Origin of the sequence: Schaalia odontolytica (assembly GCF_002847525.1) — a bacterium.
GTDB lineage: Bacteria > Actinomycetota > Actinomycetes > Actinomycetales > Actinomycetaceae > Pauljensenia > Pauljensenia odontolytica_B.
Genome location: NZ_PKKM01000002.1, coordinates 175,800 through 195,102 on the forward strand (window position 1 = coordinate 175,800; position 19,303 = coordinate 195,102).

Below are 19,303 nucleotides of genomic sequence, written 5' to 3' on the forward strand. Positions count from 1 at the left end.
CGAGCAGGCGGTCAGCCCTCATTTGCCGCCCGTGGAGCGCATGCCCGTCCCCGTGACACCCTTCCCCAAGCTGTTCCGCGACGACCCGGAACCCGCGTAATCGTCAGGGCCGCAGGCAACCACTGCCTCGGCCTCTCCTTTTCCTACAGCACCACGGCCCCCACGCGCAGCCGACGGACCACACCCTCGAGCGACCATCCGCACACCGGATACCCGCCGCCCAACACGCGCCCGCGTGACAGACTGGCACCATGAGCGAGAGCTTCCTGACGGACCTGCGCGCACTCATCGACGTCGACGCCTCGAGCGGCACGCGAGCGCGCTACTCCTCCGACGCCGGCCTCACGCGCATCCCGCCCCTAGCCGTCGCCTTCCCGCGCACGCCCGAGCAGGCGGTCGCGGCCTTCGACCTCGCCCGCGCCCACGGCGTACCCCTCACCGCCCGAGGCGGCGGCACCTCGTGCGCGTCCAACGCGATCGGCCCCGGCCTCGTCCTCGATTTCTCGCGACACATGAACCGTGTCATCTCCATCGACCCCGAGGCCCGCACCGCCACCGTCGAGCCCGGCTGCGTCGGCTCCACCCTCCAGACCGCCGCCGCCAAGCACGGCCTGCGCTTCGGCCCCGACCCCTCCTCCCAGAACCGCGCGACGATCGCAGGCATGGTCGCCAACAACGCGTGCGGCCCACACGCGACCGCCTGGGGACGCACCTCCGACAACATCGTCTCCCTCGACTGCGTAGACGGGCAGGGGCACCGATTCACGGCCACGACCTCGCACGATTCGGCACTTCGCGACGTGCCGGGGCTGGCCTCCCTCATCGACTCCAACCTGGCGCCAATCCGCACGCAGCTCGGTCGCTTCAAGCGCCAGGTCTCCGGCTACTCCCTCGAGCACCTCACCCCCGAGGGCGGACGAAACCTCGCCGCCATGCTCACGGGCAGCGAGGGCACCCTCGTCCTCATCCTGTCCATCACCGTGCGCCTCGTGCCCCTGCCCGACGCGCCCGTGCTCGCAGCCCTCGGCTACCGCTCCATGATCGAGGCCGCCGACGATGTGCCCGCGCTGCTCGCCCACTCCCCCCTCGCCGTGGAGGGCATGGACCGCCGCCTCGTCGACGTCGTGCGCGCCCACAAGGGCCCCGGCGCCGTCCCTGCCCTGCCCGAGGGCGAAGGCTGGCTCCTCGTCGAAGTCGGCGCCCCCGGCGAAGACGTCACCGCCTCCCTGGAGCGCGCACGCGCCCTGTGCGCCGACTCCGCCGCCATCGACACGGTCGTGTACCCACCGGGGGCCCAGGCCTCGGCCCTGTGGAGGATCCGAGCCGACGGTGCGGGCCTGGGCGGGCGCACCCCGCCTGATGGCGCGGGCGGCGGTGACCAGCAGGCCTGGCCCGGCTTCGAGGACGCGGCCGTCCCGCCCGAAAACCTCGGCGCGTACCTGCGCGACTTCACCGCCCTCATGGAGGAGTTCGACATCGACGGGCTCCTGTACGGGCACTTCGGCGACGGCTGCGTGCACGTGCGCCTCGCCATGCCGCTCGACACCCCGGAGGGCGTCGCCCACTCGCGCGCCTTCCTCCAGTCCGCGGCCCGCATCTGCGCCGCCCACGGCGGCTCCGTCTCCGGCGAGCACGGCGACGGGCGCGCCCGCGGCGAACTCCTGCGCTTCATGTACTCCCCCGAGATGCTCGACCTGTTCGCCCGGGTCAAGCACATCTTCGACCCGGACAACCTCCTCAACCCCGGGGTGCTCGCCGCCCCCATGGACGAGGCCGAGGCCTCCTCCCGCGCGCGGGCGCGGAATGCCGGGGCTGCCGGTGTTGCCGGCCATTCGGGCAGTGCCCTCGAGCTCCAGCCCGGCGTCGACCCCCTCGACGCAAACCTGCGCCGCGTCGCCGCGCGCCCCATGCCCGCGGACGGCGGCTTCGCCTTCACCCACGACGGCGGCGACTTCACGGCCGCCGTCCACCGCTGCACGGGCGTCGGCAAATGCCGCGCGGGAGTGTCCGGCACCTTCATGTGCCCGTCCTACTTGGCCACGCGCGAGGAGAAGGACGTGACCCGCGGCCGGGCCCGCATTCTCCAGGAGGCGGCGAACTCGCAGCTCGTCAAGGCCATCGACTCCCCCGAGGTCCTCGAGGCACTCGACCTGTGCCTGGCCTGCAAGGCCTGCTCCGCCGACTGCCCCGCCGGCGTCGACATGGCCCGCTACCGCTCCGAAGCGCTGTTCCGCACCTACCGGGGCCGCATGCGCCCCCTTAGCCACTACACGCTCGGCTGGCTGCCGCGCCTCACCCGCGTCACCGCGCGCGTGCCCGGCCTGGCTACTGTCGCGAATGCCGTCATGTCGGTGGCGCCCCTGCGCTCGCTCGCCTTCCGCCTCATCGGCCTCGATCCTCGCCGAGGTATGCCCGCCCTCCAGTCCGGCACCTTCACCGCGTGGGCTCGCCGCCATTCTCTGCTGGCGGGCAGTGTTCCTGCGTCGGCTTCGTCGGATGCCGTATCCGATGCCCGCGAGCGCGGCGGCGCCCCGACCTCGTCGATGTCGGACTCCCCGATCCTGAACGGGCCACGCGACCCCAGCGGGCGGCCATACGCGCTCGTGTGGGCGGACTCGTTTAGCCAGACCCTGGACGATGCGGGTGCGCGCGCGGTCGTCGACGTGCTCGAGGCGAACGGGTTTGCGCCGATTGTCGCGCCGGATGCGTGCTGCGGCCTCACGTGGATTACGACGGGTCAGCTGAGCGGTGCGAAGAAGCACTTGGCGTCGTTGCTGGGCGTTCTTGCGCCTTTCGCGGCGTCGGGGATCCCGATCGTCGGCGTTGAGCCATCGTGCACGGCGGTGCTGCGAGACGACCTGCTGGACCTACTGCCCGAGGACCCGCGCTCGGAACTCGTGTCTTCCGCGACGCGCACCCTCGCCGAGGTGCTGTCGGCGGTGCCCGCATCCGCGCGTCGCCTGCCGAGCCTGGAGGGCGTCGAGATCGTCGCGCAGCCGCACTGCCACCACTATTCCGTCATGGGGTGGGACGCGGACCAGGCGCTGCTCGAGTCGCTGGGCGCACGCGTGACACGGCTCGAGGGCTGCTGTGGCCTGGCCGGAAATTTCGGCATGGAGGCGGGCCACTACGACCTGTCTGTGGCCGTCGCATCCCATTCGCTGCTGCCGTCCCTTTCGGCGAAGCCGGATGCTGTGTATCTGGCGGACGGCTTCTCGTGCCGCACCCAGGCCGCGCAGCTGGCGGGCCGCGGGGGCGTCCACCTGGCGACGCTGCTTGCGGGGCGTTCCGCCTGAATTCTGGCTTTGCTGCGAGGCCAACGGGTTTTCCGGGCACTGCTCCTGTTCGGGGCACCGTCGTACCTTGCTGTGGGGCCGGGCTGCTTTGTGTGCCGGTGGGCGGCGGCCCATCTCCGATGTTGCTGTGTGGTGCCACAGGTGTTCCGAGTGCCATAGGGCCCGGCCACTGTGTGCACCAGAGGGCGGCGGCCCGCCCGCTCGCCGTCCACGCCGCGAGCCTGCGGCTCGACGCGTCGGCTCGAAGCCCGGCCAGGCCCCGCCACCGCCCACCGGCACCGTGGCAGGTCCCTCCGGCGCCTAGGGGCACCGCTGCCAGAACTCGCAACCGCGTTCTTCCTTGTTCCTAAATGGTGTTACACCATTTAGCCGGGCATTACACCACTTCCCAGGCAGTGTAATACTCCCTAAGTGGTGTAATACTCCCTAACCGGTGCAGGCCTCATCGAGCGTAGACATGAAAACGTCGACTCGGGCCATCACACGCTTCAGTCGGCAACGCCCACAGCGCCTCAGCATGCTCAGGGATGGCAACTTGATGCGGACGAAGGAGTTGTATCGCCCACGCACGTAACCTACTGAAGTCTTCATAGTCTTTCCAAGAGACCCTGTGGATCCTCCAACCGGCACTACGCAAGTCGTTTTCTCACTGGATCCAGTCACGCTTTGCCCGCGCGAACTCAGCATCATCCTTGCCCAGTTTTCCAATGCCATCAAACTCGAAGATGATCATGAGTCCCGGGATCGCAATATCCGCAAAATAACGCCTCCCGTTGACGACGATCTCGAACTGGGTCACGACCTCGAAGGCACTCACCGACTTGAGGACCCACAGCAACGCCGCCTCGGCAGGGTTGTCGCAGCCCGGGTCAGCGGCGGCTATCAGGCACTGTGCACGCTTGTAGGGAACGCATTCCTTTTGTTGCCGATACAGATCCAAGCATTCAAGCATCTTGCCTCGGACACGTTCAGCTCGTTGTCTACTTTCTCCCTGGGATAGCAACAGGAACCGAGACTCGTGGTGCAATGCCATGCAAATTGCCACGAATCCACTGAGACGTTCCGAATAGCAAGCCATGCGAACTGCCGCTTCAACGACAGATTCACATCGCAACCGATCAACGATCTCGATGCTGCGTTCGCAGGGCTTCTTCACAGTCGAACACACGAACGTCGCTGGAACAGTCACCGTTTGCATGGTGACAGCCGGCATTGAGCGCCTCCCATGCCGCGACGCGCACCAGATCACGACATCGGGATTTGCCTCCCAGAGCGGTATCGACCGCGCAACGAATGAACTAGCGCCTACGAACACCGGAGAGCAGGAGCTACTGTCACTCACGACAAGTAATCGAGCCCTGGCCACGAGAGCCCACATCTCCCAGTAGGTCATCGGCGAAACGGTTTGATGGATCGTGACGTAACGTCCGCGCTGAATACGAAGTACATTGCCTGACGACAGATCCCTCACTGAAGGACGTCCATCTGTCGAAGACCTAATAACAGTCAACGATTGAGCGTTCATATGCCCATCATCGGCGTGACGACAAGCGTTGTCATGACCCGCGAGCAGACCTGTGGATAAAGCCCAGTCGCTCCGAAGGTATGTGGATAACTGCCGTTCTCGCATGCATCTGTGAACACTCATGGCACAATCGCTGGTCGATATCGATCAAACGCCAGCGTTCTCCGCAAATACGCTTGTTGCTAAGTGGTGTTACACCATTTAGCCGGGCATTACACCACTTCCCAGGCAGTGTAATGCTCCCTAAATGGTGTAATGCTCCCTAACCAGTGCAGACCTTCAGCACGGACGTCGCATCTGACCGCAACAGACACACAAGAACGCAGCACCGAAGGCTCAACCCTCGATATACTCAACCGCCGTGCGCCCAGCTCAATCCGGATTCGATGGACGTACTACCTCACCCCTGCTCCACCCGCACCAGGCCAACAACCTTCGCCGAGGCAGGGGCACTCGTTTCGCGGGTCCAGCGGGCCGCGACGTCCGAAATATCGATGGACGGATCGACGAGGAGCGCCGTCGACAGTGCCTCCGCCAACACGCCCGATGAAGCCACGACACTAACTTGTCGAACACCCGCATTCGCGGGGTATCCCGTGCGCGGGTCAATGATGTGGTGATCGAAAACTCGACCGCCACCCGGGGATGTTTCACGCCGTGTTTCACGCGCGCGAGGATCCGACACGGGCCCCGCCGCACGCCCCACTACAGGCCCGGCCGCACGCCCCACTACAGGCCCGGCCGCACGCCCCACCACAGGCCCGGCCGCACGCCCCACCACAGGCCCGGCCGCACGCCCCACCACAGGATCCGCGCGAACCCCACCCAGCGGCCCCAGGTTATCCCCGGACGTCGACAGGGACGCCATGCCGCCCGCAGGCAGCTCCACGACGCCAGCGACCGACGTGGGACCGCCATGGGGGTCTCGCAGGCCCGCGCGCCACGGGGAACCGTCGGCGCGAGTCCCGAACACCGAGACCGACGAGGTCCCCACCGACACCAACACACCACGCGCCCCCATAGCCACGGCCAGGTCGCGGCACGCATCGGCGGTGTACCCCTTTGCAATACCACCCAGGTCGAGGCGCGGGCTGGGAACATCCACGCCACCCGCGCACTCAGCAGGGGTACCCATCACCCACCGCCGCTCACCAACGCGCGACAGCAAGCCCCACGACGACGCCCGCAACGCCGCCTCCACGACACGCTCAGACGGCGCGGGCGGCAGGGGCGCACCCGCGATGTACGCGGCCCGCATCGCCTTAACATCCCACGCGGCGACGAGCGGCCCGATCAGCGGGTTGAACGCTCCCCCCGTCGCCTCCGCGAGCGCCAGCGCGTCGCGCAGCAGGCAGTCAGTTTCTTCGCTCACGACAAGGCCGGGGCCGCCTTGCGCACAATCGGCCCCGCAGCGGGACGCGCCGCCACCGCCCACAGTCGAGGCGACAGCATCATTGAGCCGCGACACCTCGGACGAGGGCCGGAACACGCTCCACATGTCCTCGTGGCGCGCAACGACGCCCACGACAGCATTGACGATCGCCATGCCGTCCCCGCCCCAGCCGATGATGTCGATGCGGGTGCCCATCGCGGGGAAGGAGGAGCGCCACGTGGGAGCAGACCCCGGGGACTCTGCCACGGCCTCGTCCCCCGGCGCGCCGGCGGTACGCGCCAAATCAGCCGTCGGAGCCTCCGAGGTCCTTGTCGAGGTCGCCGTCCTTGGTGGCGTCGTTCAGGCCGGGGATGTTGATGTCATCGGCGCCGTCCGGGGAGACGCCCTGGGCCGCGGCGATGGCACGGATGGCGGCCTGCACGAACTGCTGGTGAGCGACGGTGGCGCCGGTGATGACATCGACCTTGGCGGGGTCGCCGACCTTGGTGAGGTTGTCGGAGTACTCCTGGTAGGAGGCGACAGCGGCCTGAGCCTTCTTGTAGTAGTCCTCGTTGAAGACCTCGCCCGAGGAGCTCTTGCCGTAATCGGCGCCCTTGTCGGTGCCGTCGGCCAGCGTCGTCTCGTAAGAGGTCGCGGTGATGCGCCCGCCCTCGACGGTGATGGTGATGGTGCCGATGGAACCCTGGTCGTCGGCGTTGGACTGGGCGGTCCAGGTGCCGTCGCTCATGGGCTTGGTCATGTCCAGGCCGGTGGAGGGCGCGCACGCGGCCAGGATGGTCGCGCCGAGGGCGCCGAGGACCGCGTACGAGGCCGGGGTGACCCAGCGGGATCGAGTGTCGGGGGTGGTGGGCGTGGTCATCGCACCTTGTCCTTTCCGCTGCGTGCGTCGCCGTCGCGGCCGGGCAGAACCAGGCCGGAGGCGCGCTGTTCGAAATCGTGGTCGTGCCAGGTTTCCTTGACGACCTTGCCGTGGTCGAGTCGGATTTCGCGCTGGCCCTGTTCGGCGACGAGCGCGTCGTGGGTGACGACCATGAGGGTCGTGCCGTCCTGGTGGAGCTGGTTGAACAGGTCGAGGACGATCTCCTCGTTGGTTTCGTCCAGGTTGCCGGTGGGCTCGTCGGCCAGCAGCAGCTTGGGGTAGTTGATGAGGGCGCGGGCCACGCACACGCGCTGCTGCTCGCCGCCGGAGAGCTGTCGCGGCAGGTGGGTGGCGCGGTCGGCGAGGCCGACGCGATCGAGGGCCTCGAGGGCTTCCTTCTCGTCGGGCATCGAGTGGTAGTACTGGGCGACCATGACATTCTCAAGGGCTGTCAGGTGACCGATGAGGTGGAACTGCTGGAAGACGAGGCCGATGGTGCGGCAGCGCACCTCGGTGAGCTCGTCGGCGGTCAGGTCGGAGATGTCGTGGCCGTCCAGCATGACGGTGCCCTTGGTGGCGGTGTCCATCGCGCCGACGATGTTCATGAGGGTGGTCTTACCGGATCCGGAGGGGCCGACGATGGAGACCCACTGGCCGCGCGGGATCTCGAGGGACACATTGTCGAGGGCGTGCAGGTCCCCGTAGATCTTCGAGACGCCCTCGAGGCTGAGCAGCGCGTCCGTGGGGGCCGACGAGGCCGGGGTGGCGGTGGAGGTGGTCATGGTGACTCTCATTCTCCGCGCAGGACGAGCGCGGGGTCGACGGCCAGTGCGCGGCGCACGGGCGGGAGGCAGGCGAGGACGGCGATGAGGATCGAGCAGGCGACCGTGCCGAGGAGGATGACGGGGTGCAGGGAGATCGATCGGTGGAACACGGAGGTGGAGATGAGGACGGCGAGGCCGTAGCCGGCCCCGGCGCCCAGGATGCCTCCGATGAGGCCGAGCATGACGCCCTCACCCATGAACTCGCGGGTGATGGATCGGGCGGTGGCGCCCAGGGCCTTGCGCAGGCCGATCTCGTTGCGGCGCTCGGTGACGACGGCGATCATCGTCGTGGACACGCCGATCATGGTCAGCGCCAGCACGATGACGGTGATGACGACGAGGAGGGAGCGCAGCATCGCGAGGACGCCCGTGTCGGACTGGGCGAGGCGGCGCACGGTCTGGGCGTGAATCTGCGGGTTCGCGGCGTTCATCGCGTCTGCGACGGCGCTCAGCTGATCGCCTTCCAGCGCGATCGAATACTCGGCGAGCGACACGGCGCCGGTCTGCCCGGTCAGCGCGCTCATGTCCTGTCTGGACATATACACGTAGCCGTCTTCGTTACCGCCGGTCTTGAGGATGCCGGACACGGTCAGGGTAACGGTACGCGGATCGACCTTGAGGGCCGAGGCCTGCGCCCCCGACTGGGCGGCGCCCTTCGAGGACGCGCCGGCGTCCAGCTGGCTGATCGTGATCGTGTCCCCGGCCTTCACGTCGATAGTCGAGGCGACCTGCTCGCCCACGAGCACCTGGCCCGTCGCAGCGGGCCACTCACCGTCCACGAACCAGTACGGGTTCATGGCGTGCACGGCCTCCAGGTCGGCGCCGCCCGCCACGTAGGGCTGGTCGTTGATGGTGACGGTCTCGTAGTCAAAGGCTGCGGATCCGACCAGAGCGCTCGCGGGCACCTGGGCGGTTGCGGCGGCCACGGCCTCGTCCGTGATGGGCACGTCCCCGGCGGGGGTGACGACGAGGTTGGCACCGTAGGAGCGGATCTCGCGGGCCAGCTGGGCCGGCACGTCGACGGCGATCGTGACGAGGCCGGACAGTGTGGTCGCGCCGATGGCGACGGCGAGGATCGCGATGAGGACGCGGGAGCGGCGGCGCAGGATGGAGGAGGTGACCATCCGCCAGAACATTGCTCGTCTGGACATGGGCATCACCTTCCGTGCAGGACTTCCGCCGCGTTGAGGCGCAGCAGGTAGCGGATCGCTGGGATGGAGGCTCCCAGGACGACGAGGATGACGAGGACGGCGACGAGGCCGACGACGACGGGCACGAAGGAGATCGACGAGTGGAAGACCATGTAGCCGATCGCCTGGGCGAGCGCGAGGCCTCCGCCGTAGCCGAGGACGCCACCGACCAGGCCGACGATGATCGTCTCCGTCAGGAACAGCGAGATGATCTGTTTATCTTTCGCACCCACGGCCTTCATGAGGCCGATCTCGTTGGAGCGCTCCATGACGCCTGCGGTCACCAGGTTCGCAATGGCCAGGGCCGAGGCGATGAGCGCCAGGACGGTCACGAGGACCATGAGCAGCTGGGTCTTTTCCAGGATGACGCCTTCGGACTGGGCGACCTGGCGGACCGGGCGGGCCACAGAGTCCGTCATGACTTCCTCGATCTGGAAGGCGATGGAGGAGACGTAGGCGGTGCAGTACCAGGTTTCCTTCTCGGATACGCTCAGCGAGTTCGGGTTCTTCGCGGCCTTGCGGGCCAGGTCGTTGTCCGGCGTGGTCAGGGCGGAGACCTCGACGCTGCCGACGACGCCCTCGCGGTTCAGGAGCGCCTGGGCCTGCGGAAGCTGGATGAACACGCCGCGGTCGGCGTCGTCGCCGCTGGTGAGGATGCCGCGTACAGTGAAGTCGCGGGTAATGCCTTCGCGGGTGAGGGTGAAGGTGTCTCCGACCGTCAGACCGTGAGCGGTCGCGTAGGTGGTGCCGACGAGGGCGCCGTCCTCGTCGTCGTCCGCGGGCCAGGAGCCCTCGATGCCCCACCAGCCGCGCAGCTTGTCAAGGCCGGTCTCGACGCTCTCGCCGGTGGCCAGCTCGAGATGGTGGCCAAACCACGTGCCGGTCGTGGGCACGTGCTCGCCGGATGCGTCGGTGGCGGACACGTTCAGCAGGGGCGCGAAGTCGAGGATGTTGTACGTCCAGAAGATCGTCTTGATGTTGCCGAGCTCGTCCTCGCGCAGGTAGGAGCGCGCCTCGGTGGCTTCGCCCGTGCTGTAGAGGTCGTCGAGGACGGCCGCGCCCTGCGGGCGCACCACGATGTTTGCGCCGTAGGACTTGAGTTCCTGGTTGACCTTGTCGCCCACGTTGAACATGACGGAGAGCATGGACGTGGCGACGCAGGCGCCCAGCGCGACGGTGAGGGCGATCATGAGGTGGCGGTTACCGCGTCTCGTGAGGGCACCGCGGAGCATTCGGAAAAACACGCGTGAGCCTTACTTCGCGAAGATGGAGGCCGAGGCCTCGAGGGCCGAGATCGGCACGGTCAGCGTGCCGTTGGAGACCTTGTAGTCGATGGGGATCGGGTTGCAGCCGCCCTTAAAGCCGATGGTCGCGATGTTCATCGCCACTTCACACAGCTTGCAGATGACCTTGCCGTCCTTCTCGTAGTAGCCCGACGGGCCGCAGATCTCGCACGCGTCCAGGCCCACGCCGAAGGCGGAGCCGGACTTCTGGATGACGATGAAGCGTACCTTCACGCCGCCCGAGGTCGTGTACTCGAAGCGGTGCAGGTGACCGTCGGAGATGTCGGCGAGGTTGACGCTCACCTGGTCGTCGACGACGCTGAAGGACTCGGGCGGGGACAGCTCGATCTCCTGGCTGCCGTAGGCGACGCCGACGGTGATGAGCAGCGCGCCGCACAGGTAGCCGAGGGCGGCGGTGCCGGCCATGGACTTGTAGAGGCGCGAGCGCGCGCGGCCCAGGCGTCCCTCCGCCGGGTTAGCCCCGACGGTCGGAATCGAGCGCGATGCCAGCCAGGTGAGGACCACGACGGCGCACAGCGCCAGGCCCGCGGCGATCGTGAAGATGGCCTCGTGGTTGATGAACCACGACATGACGTTCCACGCGTCTTTCGGAATCGCGATCCAGCGCTTGGCCTTGAGGATGCGCACGATCATCAGGGCGTGGTTGGCCAGCAGCGAGATCAGGATGAAGGCCGCCGGCCACACGCGGTTGTTCCACGAGCACAGGCGGTAGGACACCCAGGCGACGAAGCAGACGAGCACCCACGCCAGCACGTAGCCGACGAGCGCGAGGACGACCGGGGTCGAGTAGATCTCGACGCCGCCCGAGAGCATCATGACGGCCTGGTTCATGGCCGTGGGGACTGCGCGGAACAGGGCGGCCGCAATGTAGAGGGCACCGACGATGCGCACGAGGGTATCCCCGCTCACCGCGGTCTCCATCGACGAGGCCGCCCGGGCCTCGTCGTCGGCGTCACCGGGCAGGAGGGAACGCACGCGGCGCGAGCGCACCGCGATGAGCGCGAGGAACAGGACCGCGAGGACGATCACGACGGGGAGGGTGAACAGGCCAACGGTCTGGCGGTTCACGGACTTAGGGGCCTCGACGTTAATGATCGTCAGGGCCAGGGAAGAGACCATGCCCAGGCCGATACCGGCCCACACGGCGACCGAGCGCGCCTTCTTACCGCGGCGACCACGCCCGGCGGCGGGCATGAAGCGGATGACGGCGCCGAGCGCGAGCATCGTCAACAGCAACGTCAGGGTTGCTTCACTCATCTGCTGAAGCATTGGCTTTCCTCCCAAAGTAAAGGTTCACCGAAGTCGTAGCTACGGTATCGATTCTAGTCCCCTCACGGGGCGAGGGCCGAGGCCAGCGGTCCTACAAAGTACCACTGCCTCGGCCCCGCGAAGAGTGTGCGTCGATCACCAGGAGACGGCCGTGGGATCCCACTGCCAATCCGGGAACTCGGCGACGAGCGGCTCGGTCCAGAAGCGGCCCTCAACACCCGTGGTCTTGTCGGTGTGCAGCAGCCAGCCGCTCGGGGGCTTGATCATGAAGGACACGTCGTAGGTGCCGGCGTCCAGCTTGGGCAGGTTCAGGCCGTAGTGCGGGCCATCGGACGCGTTCATCGGCATGAGCGTGCCCTCCTGGACGACGTTGCCGGACTTGTCCTTGATCGAGTAGTCCACGGTCAGGCCGGGGACGAAGTCGCCCGCGCCGTAGCCGAGCTTGTTGTCTGCGGCAGCGGCGATGTCGGCCTCAATGTGCATCGAGGACTCGGCGGCCGGGGTGCCCATCGTGGGCTCCATCTCGACGGGCTGGAAGTAGACGCCGCCCACGACGAGGGGGCCGACGTGGACCTCGTCGCCGAGGGGCTGCTCTTCGAAGCCAGCGTCCTCACCGGGGGCGGGAGCGGCAGAGTCAGCCGAGGACGAGGCCTCGGGCTTCTCGCTGGAGGACGAGGAGGAGTTGTTGGAGCAGGCCGCCAGAGTGCCTGCGAGGGCCAGCGTGGCCAGGGCCGCGCCGACGCGGAACAGAGAGCGCTTCATGTGATGATCTCCTGTGCGTGTTGGTTGGGTGAAACGTCGGTGTCGCTCGGGGGGTGTCATTCCCCGGCCCGCGACTGGGCGGCGGCCTCGCGGGCGAGGCGAGCTTTTCCGAAGAAATAGAGACCGACGATGATGGCGAGAACGATGGCTTGCGCGGCCAGGTTCTCCACTCGGGGGTAGATCCCCAAGAGGTCAATGGTGGGGAAGCCGGAGATGGGCGTCAGGGACACGACGTCCGCCTCCTGAAGTTCCCCGATACCAGAACCCGTGAACGTGAAGGCCATGAAGGCCATCAGCAGCGAGGTAATGGTGAAGAAGGGGCGCAGCGGGATGCGAACCGCCGCGAACTGGATGAGCAGGTAGATGATGACCAGGGCCACGAGGCCGACCGCCAGGCCGATCCACACGTAGTGGACCTTGTCGCCCGCGGCGGTGACGATCGGGACGTAGAAGAGGATCGTCTCCGCACCCTCGCGCAGGACCGCGAGGAAGGAAATGAAGGCCAGGCCCAGCAGGGAGCCGCTGCTCAGCGAGGCGTCCGTCTGCTTCTTGATGTACTCGTCCCATGCCTTGTTGGAGGACTTGTTGATCATCCAGTTGGAGACCCAGATCAGCATGGCGACCGCGAAGAGCGCCGCGAAGCCCTCCAGGAGCTCCTGGTTTGCGCCCGCCAGGGAAGTGACGTAGCTGAAGAGGAAGGCCAGACCGATGGACAGGCCGAAGGCGAGGACCACGCCGCCCCACACGATGGGGGCCTTGTTCTTGTGGCCGGCCTTGGCCAGGTAAGCCAGGACGGCGGCGACGACGAGGATTGCCTCCATGCCCTCGCGCAGAATCACGAGGAGGGAGGGCAGGAACTGGGCAATCCACGGGGAGGTGCCCGAGCTGTCAGTGGTCTTGTCGGCAGCCTTGCCGGTGTAGCCGTCGAGGCTATTGGCGTCCTCGCGGATGTAGTTCGTCAGCGTCGAGAGGTGCTGGTCGACCGCCGCCGAGTCATCGTCGGTCATGGCCTTCTTCAGGAGGGAGAACTCCATCTCCACCTGCGAGACGCGCGAGCCGGAGATGCGGCTCATGACCTGCTTCTCCATGCCGGTGATCTCGTAGTGCTTGTAGTAGGCCTCGTTGACCTTGTCCTTACCGGCCTTGGCGTCGCCGCCCTTGTAGGCGTTGGCGCCGTCTTCGAGGATGCCGTTGATCGTCTTGGCGACCTCACCCCACGCGCCGGGGCTGTAATCATCCGACGAGGCCTGGGCTGCCGACCCGGGGGCCACACCATCCAGGGACGCGCCGTCTTCGACCATGTACTGCTTGAGGGTCGTAGCGTGGCTATCGACGCCCGCACTGTCGGCGTCACTCATGGCCTTCTTCAGGAGGGAGAACTCCATCTCCACCTGCGAGACGCGCGAGCCGGAGATGCGGGCCATGACCTGCTTCTCCATGCCGGTGATCTCGTAGTGCTTGTAGTAGGCGTCGTTGACTTTGTCCTTGCCGCCCTTGGCGTCGCCCGCCTTGTAGGTGGACACACCTTCGTCGATCAGGCCATTGATCGTGGCCGAAACATCACTCCACGTCTGATCCGCGGCGCGCGAGGGCGAGGCGAACATCGCCACGGCCAGAGCCGCCATCACGGCGACGATGAGGACGCGACTGAGTCGCTGACCGACGTTGTGTACGTGAGCGCGAATATTATGCGCGTGAGCGCGAAGCACTGTCACCGCTTGCCTCCTGACGATCCGGCGATTAGGTAACGCCGGGATGATGGAATTCCTAAGCATTGAGCGTAGCCACATCTCGCCCAGGTGAAAAGTAGTCCGTTTAGGTCGTCCTAAATTGTGACCATGCCGTGACCGTGTTTAGCGCGGAGACATGACCCCCTTGGGGGACGAAAGACCCAGGTCGATCGCTTGCTGACACGGTGCCATAAAAATGGCACATTAACTACACAAACATCCCACAAGGGCGCCAACTTGCAAAAGAATTTAAAATCCTGTCATAATCCTCAGGCATCGATAGTTACATAGAAAGCGGTTCGGTATCCATGCCTCCCGATCCCAGCGCGTCCCCCACAGAGGAAGCTGGCACCACTCCAGCAACGATGACGAGCCCGCAGGGGCCCACAGTCACCGAGCCCTTGCCCACACCCCTACCCGGCGCGGCTGTTCCGACCGAGGCCGCCCCAGCCTCGTCCCCCAAGCACCTCACGCGCGACGACTGGGTGCGCATCGCAATCTTCGGGATCCCCTACGCTTCATTTTTCCTGCTCGACATCATCCCAACATCAATCTTCCCCGCGTCATGGAACGCCACCCTCGTCAACGTCATACTCGACTCAATCTTCCTGGTGATGGCGCTGGCATTTTTCGGGCGCGAGTTCCTATCCGCATTCTCGTTCCTGTGCAGGCGTCCCGTGCGCAAGATTGCACTCCTGTTGGGCCTATGGCTGCTCATCACCATGACCCAAGGTGCTATACGCCTCGCAATCTATGGTCCGAACCCGCCGGTCGCACAGAACCAGCAGGGGGTCGTCAGCGCACTATCCGACAGCGCTCTCGGTCTCACATTCGCTTTTTTCGTTGCAATTGGCATGCCCTTGGTTGAGGAGATCTTCTACCGTCACATCCTGATCGGCAAGCTGAGCCCGTACGCACCGACCTGGCTTCTCGGGTCAATCTCTGCATTCCTCTTCGCCTACATGCACTGCCACGAGTGGCAGGACATGACCATGTACCTGCCCGTCGGCATCATCTTGACGCTCGTGTACGTCAAATCCGGCAAGAACATTGCCTACTCGTGGATATACCACGCACTCAACAACTCGATCATGGTCGCTGTCATATTCCTCGTGCCAACACTGCCGCAGAGCGCCTGATTGCTGTTTACGGTAGCGCCCCGCCCAGTTTCGGGCGGGGCGTCACTGTACTCGCGCACCCGTCCGGCCGCACGTTAACGCGCTAGGTGGTCGTCTGGGCGGGCTGCCAGCACTATCTTTACCACGGCAAAATGGGCAGTACTCACGAAGCAGCGCCGCCCACGCGCATGTTGAGGTGTTGACGTGCGCGTCAAAGGGTTAACGCGCATGTTCAGGGGCTGACGTGCGAACAACACACCACGACAGGCACCGTTGTGCCCAAAACGCAGACCACCTCACCCGCAACCGCCCGTTTTCAGCGTTTTTCGCCGAGGTGGTCTGCGTTTTGGGCGCTGCACCACCCCAAGCCACGACCCCATCGCCACCAAACGGGGGAAATGGCGTCATTAGAGATCCGACACGCCGGCGACACGCCGCCAGCGAGTTCCTAATGCTGCAAAACCCCCACCGACGGCGGGAAGGGACCCGAGCCACGGGCGTACCTCCAGACGCAGGACCTGACTGCGGCACCTGTGGGCGACGGGCCCGGCTGCGGCACCCATGGACGGCGGCGACACCACCTCCACCCACATTTCGCATGCAATTCCCCCCACGACACGAATCGATGCACGCTCAAAAACCGCAGAATATCAACGATTAGATTTCAACACTTGAAATACACTCAGGGGAATTGCATGCGAAATTACTATGGCATGGGCGGGGCGGGGCCTAGCAGGGCTATTCACAGCGCCCCGACCCCACTGGTGTGGAGGGCGTCGGAGGGACCTGCCGCGGTGCCGGTGGGCGGCGGCGGGGCCTGGCCGGGCTTCGAGACGACGCGCCGATCAGCGAACAGGCATAACTGGTGTGGAGGGCGTCGGAGGGACCTGCCGCGGTGCCGGTGGGCGGCGGCGGGGCCTGGCCGGGCTTCGAGACGACGCGCCGAGCGAAGCTCGCGGCGCGGACGACTCGCGGGCGGGACGCCGCCCACCGGCGCACACAGCGGCCGGGGCCTCCGGCGCCCGGAACACCCGTGGAGCCACAAGCACCCACACGAAACGAGGCCGCGACCGGTTTCCCGGCCGCGGCCTCGCCGCGCTCAATCAGCGCTACTCAGCAGAGCAAGCGCCAGCGATCAGGCGGTCATGTCCACGTGATCCTCGACCGCGGCGCGGCCAGCCTCGAGGCGGGCGACGGGGACTCGGAACGGGGAGCAGGACACGTAGTCGACACCCACGTTGTGGAAGAAGTGGATCGACTGCGGGTCGCCACCGTGCTCGCCACACACGCCGAGCTTGATGTTCGGCTTGGTGGAGCGGGCGCGGCGCACGCCCTCGGAGACCAGGGTGCCCACGCCGTGGACGTCGATGGACTCGAAGGGGGAGACGCCGAAGATGCCGGCCTCGATGTACTGCGGGAAGAACACGCCCTCGACGTCGTCGCGCGAGAAGCCCCACACGGTCTGCGTCAGGTCGTTGGTGCCGAAGGAGAAGAAGTCGGCTTCCTCGGCGAGGTCCTCGGCGGTCATGGCGGCGCGCGGCAGCTCGATCATGGCGCCGATGGAGACGCCGGACAGGTCCACGCCGTGGGCGGCGGCGACGGAGGCGATGATGCCTTCGCCTTCCTCGCGCACGAGCTGGAGCTCACGCACGGAGCCGACGAGCGGAACCATGATCTCGGGACGCGGGTTGAGGCCGCGGGCCACGAGCTCGGCGGCCGCCTCGCACAGGGCGCGCATCTGCAGGGCGAACAGGCCGGGCAGGTAGATACCCAGGCGCACGCCGCGCAGGCCCAGCATGGGGTTCTGCTCGTGCATGCGACGGACCTCGACGAGCATGGCCTCGTCGGCGGGGTCGAGGGTGCCGGTGGCCTTGCCGACGGCGACCTTCGTCTCCAGCTCGATGAGGGCGGGCATGAACTCGTGGAGCGGCGGGTCGATGAGGCGCACGGTCATGGCCTTGCCGTCCATGACCTCGAGCATCTCGAGGAAGTCCTGCTTCTGGAGCTTCTCGAGCTCGTTGAAGGCGGCCTGACGCTCGTCGGAATCGGGGGCCGAGAGGATCGCGCGCTCAACGAGCGGGCGACGCTCACCCAGGAACATGTGCTCGGTGCGGCACAGGCCGATGCCCTCGGCGCCGAAGGCGATGGCGCGCTTGGAGTCGAGGGGGGTGTCGGCGTTGGCGCGCACGCGCAGGCGGCGGACCTTGTCGGCGTGGCCGAGGAGCTTGTCAACAGCCTCGACGAGCTCGCGGGTACCCTGGTCCTCGCCGGCGGCGGCGATGCCGGCCTCGAGGCCGTCTGCCAGGTAGGTGGTGACGGGCGAGTCGGCGACGGGGACCTCGCCGCGGAAGATCTCGCCGGTCTGGCCGTCGATGGCGATGGTGTCGTCGGCGGTGAGGACCAGGTCGCCGATGGTGACGGTGCCGGCGGCTTCGTCGATGACGAGGGATTCGGCGCCACACACGCAGGTCTTGCCCATGCCGCGGGCGACGACGGCGGCGTGCGAGGTCTTGCCGCCGCGGGCGGTCAGGACGCCTTCGGCGGCGACCATGCCGGGCAGGTCATCGGGGTTGGTCTCGCGACGCACGAGGACGGTCTTGATGCCCTTCTCGGCGGCCTCGACGGCCTGGGCGTTGTTGAAGGCGATCTTGCCGACGGCGGCGCCCGGGGAGGCGGCCATGCCGCGAGCGATGAGCTCCTTTTCAGCCTTGGCGTCGAACTGCGGGAACATCAGCTGGGTGAGCTGGTCGCCGGTGACGCGGCCCAGGGCCTCATCACGGGTGATGAGCTTTTCGCCCAGGAGCTGGGTGGCGATACGGAACGCGGCGGCGGCGGTGCGCTTGCCGACGCGGGTCTGGAGCATCCACAGCTTGCCGCGCTCGACGGTGAACTCGATGTCACACATGTCGCGGTAGTGGGTCTCCAGCTTGCGCATGATGGCGCGCAGCTCGTCGTAGACGGGCTTGTTGATCTCCTTGAGGGCGGACAGGGGCAGGGTGTTGCGGATGCCCGCAACGACGTCCTCGCCCTGCGCGTTCTCGAGGTAGTCGCCGTAGACGCCGGAGTGGCCGGAGGAGGGGTCACGGGTGAAGCACACGCCGGTGCCAGAGTTTTCGCCCATGTTGCCGAACACCATGGTGCAGATGTTGACGGCGGTGCCCAGGTCGTGGGGGATGCGCTCACGGCGGCGGTAGATGCGGGCGCGCTCGGTGTTCCAGGAGCGGAACACGGCCTCGATGCCCATGTCCATCTGGGTGCGCGGGTCCTGCGGGAAGTCCTTGCCGGTCTGTTCCTTGACGATGCCCTTGAAGGTGTCGACGAGGCCCTTGAGGTCCTCGGCGTTCAGCTCGGTGTCGCCCTTCACGCCGCGCGCGGCCTTGAGCTCGTCGAGGGCGTCGGAGAAGAGGTCGCCGTCGATGTCGAGAACGGTCTTGCCGAACATCTGGATGAGGCGGCGGTAGGAGTCCCACGCGAAGCGCTCGTTACCGCTAACGGCAGCAAGGCCGAGAACGGACTCATCGTTGAGGCCGATGTTCAGGACGGTTTCCATCATGCCGGGCATGGAGAACTTGGCACCGCTTCGCACGGAGACGAGGAGCGGGTCGGAGGGATCGCCGAGGTGGCGGCCCATCTGGTCTTCGACGCCGCGCAGGGCGGTGGTGACCTCGGTGGCAAGCGACTCGGGAACCGTCGACTCCTTGAGGTATGCGCGGCACGCCTCGGTGGTGATCGTGAAGCCGGGGGGAACGGGCAGACCGAGCTTCGTCATCTCGGCGAGGTTGGCTCCCTTTCCTCCGAGGAGGTCCTTCATGGACTTGTCGCCCTCGGAGAAGTCGTATACGTACTTGACCATCGTGGTTCTCAACTTCCTTGTATGCGATGACCGGCCCACCTGTGGGCCGCTACCAGGGGTAAGGATACACGCATCAAGGGACCAAGGTCACCTCAAGGCGCGTGAGAGCATGATTGTCCTTACATAGACGAGGCAGGAGAACCTTTCCCGGTATCACCCACTCGCGAGAAAGCAACAAAA

The 19,303-nt window shown here is 66.5% G+C and carries 12 protein-coding genes; 2 read left to right on the forward strand and 10 right to left on the reverse strand.

What is annotated here, in order from left to right:
• Window positions 1-251 precede the first annotated feature (251 nt).
• Window positions 252-3,296, forward strand: coding sequence for an FAD-binding and (Fe-S)-binding domain-containing protein (locus CYJ22_RS01925; RefSeq protein ID WP_101600668.1), 3,045 nt, complete (start codon window positions 252-254; stop codon window positions 3,294-3,296).
• A gap of 646 nt (window positions 3,297-3,942) precedes the next feature.
• On the opposite strand, the gene CYJ22_RS01930 is transcribed toward CYJ22_RS01925, so the two are convergent.
• From CYJ22_RS01930 to CYJ22_RS01970, 9 genes are all read right to left on the reverse strand, one after another.
• The gene (locus tag CYJ22_RS01930; RefSeq protein ID WP_243390433.1) at window positions 3,943-4,509 is read right to left on the reverse strand and encodes a hypothetical protein; all 567 of its coding nucleotides are present in this window, start codon (window positions 4,507-4,509) and stop codon (window positions 3,943-3,945) included.
• 712 nt (window positions 4,510-5,221) lie between these two features.
• Window positions 5,222-6,409: an FAD:protein FMN transferase gene (locus CYJ22_RS10370; RefSeq protein WP_165782115.1), complete on the reverse strand. Its 1,188-nt coding sequence runs from the start codon at window positions 6,407-6,409 to the stop codon at window positions 5,222-5,224.
• 88 nt (window positions 6,410-6,497) lie between these two features.
• Window positions 6,498-7,073, reverse strand: a complete 576-nt coding sequence (locus CYJ22_RS01940; RefSeq protein WP_101600672.1) for an FMN-binding protein — start codon at window positions 7,071-7,073, stop codon at window positions 6,498-6,500.
• On the reverse strand, window positions 7,070-7,855 hold the full coding sequence (locus CYJ22_RS01945) for an ABC transporter ATP-binding protein (RefSeq protein ID WP_176748711.1): 786 nt from the start codon (window positions 7,853-7,855) through the stop codon (window positions 7,070-7,072). Before CYJ22_RS01945 ends, CYJ22_RS01940 begins: the two co-directional genes overlap by 4 nt.
• Window positions 7,856-7,863: 8 nt before the next feature.
• The gene (locus tag CYJ22_RS01950; protein ID WP_101600753.1) at window positions 7,864-9,048 is read right to left on the reverse strand and encodes an ABC transporter permease; all 1,185 of its coding nucleotides are present in this window, start codon (window positions 9,046-9,048) and stop codon (window positions 7,864-7,866) included.
• Window positions 9,049-9,053: 5 nt separating this feature from the next.
• Window positions 9,054-10,319, reverse strand: a complete 1,266-nt coding sequence (locus CYJ22_RS01955) for an ABC transporter permease (RefSeq protein ID WP_101600675.1) — start codon at window positions 10,317-10,319, stop codon at window positions 9,054-9,056.
• A gap of 21 nt (window positions 10,320-10,340) precedes the next feature.
• The gene (locus CYJ22_RS01960) at window positions 10,341-11,660 is read right to left on the reverse strand and encodes a DUF2318 domain-containing protein (RefSeq protein WP_101600677.1); all 1,320 of its coding nucleotides are present in this window, start codon (window positions 11,658-11,660) and stop codon (window positions 10,341-10,343) included.
• 135 nt (window positions 11,661-11,795) lie between these two features.
• Window positions 11,796-12,422, reverse strand: coding sequence for an iron transporter (locus CYJ22_RS01965; RefSeq protein ID WP_101600679.1), 627 nt, complete (start codon window positions 12,420-12,422; stop codon window positions 11,796-11,798).
• A gap of 56 nt (window positions 12,423-12,478) precedes the next feature.
• Complete coding sequence (locus tag CYJ22_RS01970) at window positions 12,479-14,137, reverse strand: FTR1 family iron permease (RefSeq protein ID WP_101600682.1); 1,659 nt, start codon at window positions 14,135-14,137, stop codon at window positions 12,479-12,481.
• A 323-nt stretch (window positions 14,138-14,460) separates the two neighbouring features.
• Here CYJ22_RS01970 and CYJ22_RS01975 point away from each other — a divergent pair, with 323 nt between their 5' ends.
• Entirely contained in the window at window positions 14,461-15,291 is an 831-nt protein-coding gene (locus CYJ22_RS01975) for a CPBP family intramembrane glutamic endopeptidase (RefSeq protein WP_101600684.1), read from the forward strand.
• A gap of 1,114 nt (window positions 15,292-16,405) precedes the next feature.
• Here CYJ22_RS01975 and ppdK read toward each other — a convergent pair.
• Window positions 16,406-19,123, reverse strand: coding sequence for a pyruvate, phosphate dikinase (gene ppdK, locus CYJ22_RS01980; protein WP_101600685.1), 2,718 nt, complete (start codon window positions 19,121-19,123; stop codon window positions 16,406-16,408).
• Window positions 19,124-19,303: the final 180 nt, after the last annotated feature.